Below are 7,372 nucleotides of genomic sequence, written 5' to 3'. Positions count from 1 at the left end.
CCGGGCGCGGCTACGCCGCGCTTGCGATCGCCGCTAGGTTCGATGGCGGCGACCCGCCGCGCCCGGCTACGCCGCGCCCGGCTACGCCGCGCCCGGCTACGCCGCGCCCGGCTACGCCGCGCTTGCGATCGCCGCTAGGTTCGATGGCGGCGACCCGCCGCGCCCGGCTATGCCGCGCTTGCGATCGCCGCTAGGTTCGATGGCGGCGACCCGCCGCGCCCGGCTATGCCGCGCTTGCGATCGCCGCTAGGTTCGATGGCGGCGACCCGCCGCGCCCGGCTATGCCGCGCTTGCGATCGCCGCTAGGTTCGATGGCGGCGACCCGCCGCGCCCGGCTATGCCGCGCTTGCGATCGCCGCTAGGTTCGATGGCGGCGACCCGCCGCGCCCGGCTATGCCGCGCTTGCGATCGCCGCTAGGTTCGATGGCGGCGACCCGCCGCGCCCGGCTATGCCGCGCTTGCGATCGCCGCTAGGTTCGATGGCGGCGACCCGCCGCGCCCGGCTACGCCGCGCTTGCGATCGCCGCTAGCGGGCTAGCGGCCGAAGCCCGGGCGCCGTCGGCGCAGGTAACGCTCGAACTCCGCGGCCAGCGCGTCGCCGTCGATCTTGCCCAGGGCCTCGTTCATGTCGACCTCGGCGTCGCCGCGCTGTTCCAGCGATTGCACGTACTCGGCCAGGTCCTCGTCCTCGGCGGCCATCTCGGTGATGGCCTGCTCCCACTCCTCGGCGTCGGTCGGCAGGTCGGCCAGCGGCACCTCGATGTCGAGCACGTCCTCGACGCGGCGCAGCAACGCCACCGTCGCCTTCGGGTTGGGTGGCTGAGACACGTAGTGCGGCACCGCCGCCCAGAACGTCACGGCGGGGATCCCGGCGGCGACGCAGGCGTCCTGGAACACCCCGGCGATGCCGGTGGGCCCCTCGTAGCGGCTCTCCTCGAGCCCGAAACGTCTGGCCGATTCGGGGGAGTAGGCGGCGCCCGAAACCGGAACCGGCCGGGTGTGCGGCGTGTCGGCCAGCAGGGCGCCGAGGATGACGACGGTGTCCACGTTGAGCTTGTCGGCGATGGCCACCAGTTCGGCGCAGAAGGTCCGCCAGCGCATGTTGGGTTCCACGCCGTGCATCAACACGACGTCGCGGTCGCTGCCCGGCGGCCGGCAGTGCGAAATCCGCATGGCCGGCCAGACCAGCTCCCGGGTGACCCCGTCGACCTGCCGAATGACGGGCCGATTCACCTGGTAGTCGTAGTACGCCTCGTCGTCGATCTCCAGGATCGGGTCGGCTTCCCAAATGGCCTCGAGGTGCTCGAGGGCGTCACTGGCCGCGTCGCCGGCGTCGTTCCAGCCCTCGAATGCCGCCACGACGATGGTGTCGTGCAGTTCGGGCAGTGCGGCGTTCCCAAACGGTGGGCGATCGGATGGGGTCACAGAATCAGCGTACGGCCTTTGCGGCCGATGTTCGGCGTTGTGGGCAGGGTCCCGTCAACCGTTCAAGGGCATTCCCTAGGACGATTATCCTTGTGGGGTGCGTGCCGTTCTGACCGTCGACGACATCGGCAGCAGGCGTCGACGCCGTCAGGGCGAAATACGTTCGGCTTCACACTGGTTAACCTTGGTAACTACCTCGTCGCAGGCAGGACCCTAGGGCTGTCGATCGCGGCGATGAGTTGGGCGTCCAGACGTCGATCGGGGGACGACGTAGACTTTTCTGGTCGAGAGGCGTTGCAACGGATCTCCGGTCTCACCGGTATCCGCCACGCTCGGCAGAGTCAAGGGCGCCTTCCGCTACGGAAGGATGCACGTGAACGTCCCTGTAAAAGACGCAGAGGCAGAGACCTTCGTGCCCGACATCCGGCCCGACTGCACCGCAGAACTCACGGCCGCTCTGCGCGAGCGGATCGTGGTGATCGACGGCGCGATGGGCACGGCGATCCAGCGCGACCGGCCGGACGAGGCCGGCTACCGCGGTGATCGGTTCACCGAGTGGCCGACCGCTCTGCAGGGCAACAACGACCTGCTCAACCTGACGCAGCCGCAGATCATCGAGGGGATCCACCGCGAGTACCTCGAGGCCGGCGCCGACATCCTGGAAACCAACACGTTCAACGCGAACGCGATCTCGCTGTCCGACTACGGCATGCAGGAGCTGGCCTACGAGCTGAACTACGCCGGCGCCGCCCTGGCCCGCAAGGCCGCCGACGAATACGGCACGCCGGATAAGCCCCGCTACGTCGCCGGCGCCATCGGCCCGACGACGCGCACCGCGTCGATCTCGCCGGACGTCAACGACCCCGGGGCCCGCAACGTCTCCTACGACCAGCTGGTCGCCGCCTACCTCGAAGCCGCCAACGGCCTGGTCGACGGCGGTGCCGACCTGCTCATCATCGAGACGATCTTCGACTCGCTGAACGCGAAGGCGGCGGTGTTCGCCGTCGAGACGCTGTTCGAGGAGCGCGGACGCCGCTGGCCGGTCATCATCTCGGGCACCATCACCGACGCGTCCGGGCGGACGCTGTCCGGTCAGGTCACCGAGGCTTTCTGGAACTCGATCCGGCACGCCAAGCCGCTCGCGGTCGGCCTCAACTGCGCCCTGGGCGCCCCGGAGATGCGGCCCTACATCGCCGAGATGGCGCGGATCGCGGACACCTTCGTCTCCTGCTACCCGAATGCCGGACTGCCCAACGCCTTTGGCGAGTACGACGAGACCCCGGAGCGGCAGGCCGGCTACATCGCCGACTTCGCCGAGGCCGGCCTGGTCAACCTGGTCGGTGGTTGCTGCGGAACCGCGCCACCCCACATCGCCGAGATCGCCAAGGTCGTCGAGGGCAAGGCGCCGCGCGAACTGCCGGAGATCCCGGTCGCCACCCGGCTCTCGGGCCTCGAGCCGCTCAACATCACCGACGACTCCCTGTTCGTGAACATCGGTGAGCGCACCAACATCACCGGCTCCGCCCGATTCCGCAACCTGATCAAGGCCGAGGACTACGACACCGCGCTGTCGGTGGCCCTGCAGCAGGTCGAGGTCGGTGCGCAGGTCATCGACATCAACATGGACGAGGGCATGATCGACGGCGTCGCCGCGATGGACCGGTTCACCAAGCTGATCGCGGCCGAGCCGGACATCAGCCGTGTCCCGGTGATGATCGACTCGTCCAAGTGGGAGGTCATCGAGGCGGGCCTGAAGAACGTGCAGGGCAAGCCGATCGTCAACTCGATCTCCATGAAGGAGGGCGAGGAGAAGTTCATCCGCGAGGCGCGGCTGTGCCGCAAGTACGGCGCCGCCGTCGTCGTGATGGCCTTCGACGAGCAGGGCCAGGCCGACAACCTGGAGCGCCGTAAGGAGATCTGCGGGCGCGCCTACCGGATCCTGACCGAGGAGGTCGGCTTCCCGCCCGAGGACATCATCTTCGACCCGAACTGCTTCGCGCTGGCGACCGGCATCGAGGAGCACGCGACCTACGGCATCGACTTCATCGAGGCCTGCGCCTGGATCAAGGAGAACCTCCCCGGGGTGCACATCTCCGGCGGCATCTCTAACGTGTCGTTCTCGTTCCGGGGCAACAACCCGGTCCGCGAGGCGATCCACTCGGTGTTCCTGTTCCACGCCATCAAGGCGGGCCTCGACATGGGGATCGTCAACGCGGGTGCGCTGGTGCCCTACGACTCGATCGATCCGGAGTTGCGGGACCGCATCGAGGACGTCGTCCTGAACCGTCGCGAGGATGCGGCCGAACGGCTCCTGGAGATCGCCGAACGGTTCAACAAGACCGAGAAAACGGACGATCCCGCCGCCGCCGAGTGGCGCAGCCTTCCCGTCCGCGAACGCATCACGCACGCGCTGGTCAAGGGCATCGACGCCCACGTCGACGACGACACCGAGGAGTTGCGCGCCGAGATCGCCGCCGCGGGTGGCCGCCCGATCGAGGTGATCGAGGGCCCGCTGATGGACGGGATGAACGTCGTCGGCGACCTGTTCGGCTCCGGCAAGATGTTCCTGCCCCAGGTCGTGAAGTCGGCCCGGGTGATGAAGAAGGCCGTCGCGTACCTGCTGCCCTTCATCGAAGAGGAGAAAGAACAGAACGGGACCGCAGCGGCGAAGGACACCAACGGCACCATCGTGATGGCGACCGTGAAGGGCGACGTCCACGACATCGGCAAGAACATCGTCGGGGTTGTGTTGCAGTGCAACAACTTTGAAGTGATCGATCTCGGTGTGATGGTGCCGGCCCAGAAAATCCTGGATGCGGCCAAGGAGCACGACGCCGACATCATCGGACTGTCCGGGCTGATCACCCCGTCGCTGGACGAGATGGCCAACTTCGCCGTCGAGATGGAACGCGAGGGGCTCGAGATCCCGCTGCTGATCGGTGGGGCGACCACGTCGCGGGCCCACACGGCCGTGAAGATATCGCCGCGCCGCAGCGGTCCGGTGGTGTGGGTCAAGGACGCCTCGCGCTCGGTGCCTGTCGCGGCGGCCCTTCTCGACGACAAGCAGCGTCCGGCCCTGCTGGAGGCCACCGAGAAGGACTACGCGTCGTTGCGGGAACGGCACGCGCAAAAGAACGAGCGGCCGATGCTGACGCTGGAAAAGGCCCGCGCGAACCGGACGCCGATCGAGTGGGACGGCTACACGCCGCCGGTGCCCGCTATCGGTGCGGGGGTACGTGAATTCCAGGACTACGACCTGGCCGAATTGCGCGAGTACATCGACTGGCAGCCGTTCTTCAACGCCTGGGAGATGAAGGGCCGCTTCCCCGACATCCTCAACAACCCGGCCTCGGGCGAGGCCGCCCGCAAGCTCTACGACGACGCCCAGCAGATGCTCGACACCCTGATCAAGGAGAAGTGGCTGACCGCCAACGGGGTGATCGGGTTCTTCCCGGCGAACGCGGTCGGCCCGGGTTTCGAAGACATCGAGGTCTACACCGACGACACCCGTACCGAGGTACTGACCACGTTGCGCAACCTGCGCCAGCAGGGCGAGCACCGGGACGGCATCCCCAACCGGTCGCTGGGCGACTTCATCGCGCCCAAGGAGACCGGGCTGGCCGACTACGTCGGCGCCTTCGCCGTCACCGCGGGGCTCGGCAGCCAGGAGAAGATCGCGGAGTTCAAGGCGGCCCTCGACGACTACAGCGCGATCCTGCTGGAGTCGGTCGCCGACCGGCTGGCGGAGGCGTTCGCCGAGCGGATGCACCAACGGGTCCGCAAGGAGTTCTGGGGATTCCAGCCGGACGAGCAGCTGGACAACGAGGCGCTCATCGATGAGAAGTACCAAGGAATCCGTCCCGCCCCGGGCTACCCGGCCTGCCCGGAGCACACCGAGAAGGTGACGCTGTGGAAGTTGATGGACGTGAAGGAGCGGACCGGCATCGAGCTGACCGAGTCGATGGCGATGTGGCCCGGCGCCGCGGTCAGCGGCTGGTACTTCTCGCACCCGCAGTCGCAGTACTTCGTGGTCGGCCGGTTGGGCCAGGACCAGGTCGCCGACTACGCGAAGCGCAAGGGCTGGACACTGGCCGAAGCCGAGCGCTGGCTCGCCCCGAGCCTCGGCTACAACCCGGAGGACTGAGCCCAAGGGCTCAAGGGGACATTCAGGGGAAGGGATGTTCATGCTCGAGCGAGAGTTGAATCGCATTGCCGACATCGCCGTGGAGGCCGTCAGTGTCACGGTCTTGCATGTCCGGCGCATTGTGGGAGTCCTGTGCACCGCGCTCGACCGCACGAAACGCGAAGTTGGCGACTTAGCTTGGGACTATGGCGATCTGGCGACAAGCGTCGGTTTCTCGGCTCGCCGTAACCGCGCGTCCACCGAGCACGACGGTCGGGAGACGCTCAGCGAGCACGCGGACAACGTGATATCGATCGAGCTGCGCCGTCGGAAGGCCAACTGAGACAACGCCAAAGGCGCCGGTGCTAGATGCGCAGCACGGAACTCAAGGCCGCCAGCGGGATATGCGCCTGCACCGTCCCGCCGTCCATGTACCACTGCATGACGCCGGGGGTGAAGTTGATCGGCTCATCGTGCCCCACCGGATAGTCGGGCATGTACAGGATCAACTCGTCGGGCGTCACCGCCCACGCCTTGTAGGCCCCGGAGTAGACCTTGTCCGGCGTCCAGCGGTCGATCACGAACGGGTAGCTGCCCGGGTCGTGCGGCGGCGGCGCCTGATCCAGCGCTGTTTCGATGAACGGTTGGGCCAGCGGGGGAATGGCGGTCAGCGGGTTCGACGTCGTCAGGTCCGCCAGCTGCACTCGCCGGCCGCTCGCCATGTCGAAGGTGAAGGTCCGGTAGGCGTTGTTGAACTTCGGCCCGTCGGCGTGGTAGTCCTCGTGGAACACCGCGCTGAGCAGGTTTTGATGCCGGAATACCTCGAAGTTCTCCTCGCCATAGCTGTCGGCGGCCATCTGCGAGTTGGCGGTCTTCCAGTTGTTGACCAGGGTGTGCAGGTAGTCGCGGATCACCGGGCCCGTGGTCGGGTTGTCGACCAGGTCGTCGGGCACGGCGACCTTGATGTCCCGCACGGCCTTGCGTTCCGACGTGACCGAGGTATGGCAGTACTGGCCGTCCCAGTCACCGCCCAGCTCCCCGCAGAATGAGGGTGCCGACGCGTGGGTGACGGCGGTGGTGGGAACCGTTGCGGCGGCGGTCAACACCGTCGCCGCGAGCATCCGGCGGATCACAGCAGCTGCACCTTGCCGGCCCGCCAGCGACCGTCGACCTTCTCCATGGTCATCTTGATCCGGCTGCGGTCGATGCGCGGGTCGGGCGCGGCCGTGTTGGTGACGGTCTGGTCGATGAAGACCAGCACCACAACCCTGTTCGTCGACTCGGACTGGATCGCCGAGTCCACCACCACGCCGTGCGCGGTCGCCTTGTTGTCGATCAGCAGCTGCCGCAGTTTCACGCTGGACTGGGTGTACATGTCCTTGAACTCGCCCGTCGCGCCGTCAAGAACCTGCCTGAAGTTATCATCGACCTTGTTCGAATCAATGCTCGTCAGCACCTGGGCGTAGGCGATGGCGGCCTGCTGGGCCTGTTCGCCGGCCAGCTTCACCTGGTGCTCCTGCCACTGCCGCCAGCCGAGGAAACCCGAAACGGCAAGTGAGGCAACGAGTAGCGCCGGCAACGCGCCGCGACGCAGGTAGTGCTTCCAGGGGCGCCCGCGGCGATCGGGCTCGCGCCGCTTGCCTTTGAGCAGCACGCCGTCTTCTTCGTCCGGCCGGTCTTCGTCGAGCTGTTCGTCGTCGACGCGGACCGCCTCGGCGTCTTCGGTTGCGACTGGGGGTGTTTCGTCGTCCGGCTCCACCTCGGCGCGCACCTCGGCCTTCGGGTTCTTCTTGGTGGTCACGATCACGATCAGCTCCTCGAGAT

The 7,372-nt window shown here is 67.3% G+C and carries 6 protein-coding genes; 3 read left to right on the top strand and 3 right to left on the bottom strand.

The window, feature by feature from the left end; all coding sequences use genetic code 11:
• Nucleotides 1-42 precede the first annotated feature (42 nt).
• Entirely contained in the window at nucleotides 43-138 is a 96-nt protein-coding gene (locus A5691_RS29205) for a pentapeptide repeat-containing protein (RefSeq protein ID WP_156734811.1), read from the top strand.
• Nucleotides 139-534: 396 nt separating this feature from the next.
• Here the strand turns inward: A5691_RS29205 and A5691_RS21875 are convergent, their stop codons facing one another.
• Nucleotides 535-1,425 (bottom strand): PAC2 family protein, encoded by an 891-nt coding sequence (locus A5691_RS21875; RefSeq protein WP_067758655.1) that lies wholly within the window; start codon nucleotides 1,423-1,425, stop codon nucleotides 535-537.
• Between the two features lie 367 nt (nucleotides 1,426-1,792).
• On the opposite strand from A5691_RS21875, the gene metH reads away from it, so the two are divergent.
• Together metH and A5691_RS21865 are read left to right on the top strand one after the other, a co-directional pair.
• Nucleotides 1,793-5,569 (top strand): methionine synthase, encoded by a 3,777-nt coding sequence (gene metH / locus A5691_RS21870; RefSeq protein WP_068017105.1) that lies wholly within the window; start codon nucleotides 1,793-1,795, stop codon nucleotides 5,567-5,569.
• A gap of 34 nt (nucleotides 5,570-5,603) precedes the next feature.
• The gene (locus A5691_RS21865) at nucleotides 5,604-5,891 is read left to right on the top strand and encodes a hypothetical protein (RefSeq protein WP_067783687.1); all 288 of its coding nucleotides are present in this window, start codon (nucleotides 5,604-5,606) and stop codon (nucleotides 5,889-5,891) included.
• 22 nt (nucleotides 5,892-5,913) lie between these two features.
• Here the strand turns inward: A5691_RS21865 and A5691_RS21860 are convergent, their stop codons facing one another.
• The gene (locus A5691_RS21860; RefSeq protein ID WP_082950449.1) at nucleotides 5,914-6,681 is read right to left on the bottom strand and encodes a mannan-binding family protein; all 768 of its coding nucleotides are present in this window, start codon (nucleotides 6,679-6,681) and stop codon (nucleotides 5,914-5,916) included.
• On the bottom strand, nucleotides 6,678-7,361 hold the full coding sequence (locus A5691_RS21855; RefSeq protein ID WP_067886794.1) for a hypothetical protein: 684 nt from the start codon (nucleotides 7,359-7,361) through the stop codon (nucleotides 6,678-6,680). Before A5691_RS21855 ends, A5691_RS21860 begins: the two co-directional genes overlap by 4 nt.
• Nucleotides 7,362-7,372: the final 11 nt, after the last annotated feature.

It is taken from the genome of Mycobacterium sp. E183 (assembly GCF_001667735.1).
In the GTDB taxonomy this organism is placed as follows: Bacteria; Actinomycetota; Actinomycetes; order Mycobacteriales; family Mycobacteriaceae; genus Mycobacterium.
Note: the sequence above shows the minus strand (reverse complement) of the source record. Positions and strands in the feature narration are given on the sequence as shown.

What these genes read in the sequence shown, in the direction of transcription:
- A5691_RS29205 (WP_156734811.1), top strand. Translation starts at nt 43, where the DNA reads ATGGCGGCGACCCGCCGCGCCCGGCTACGCCGCGCCCGGCTACGCCGC.
- metH (WP_068017105.1), top strand. Translation starts at nt 1,793, where the DNA reads ATGCACGTGAACGTCCCTGTAAAAGACGCAGAGGCAGAGACCTTCGTG.
- A5691_RS21865 (WP_067783687.1), top strand. Translation starts at nt 5,604, where the DNA reads ATGTTCATGCTCGAGCGAGAGTTGAATCGCATTGCCGACATCGCCGTG.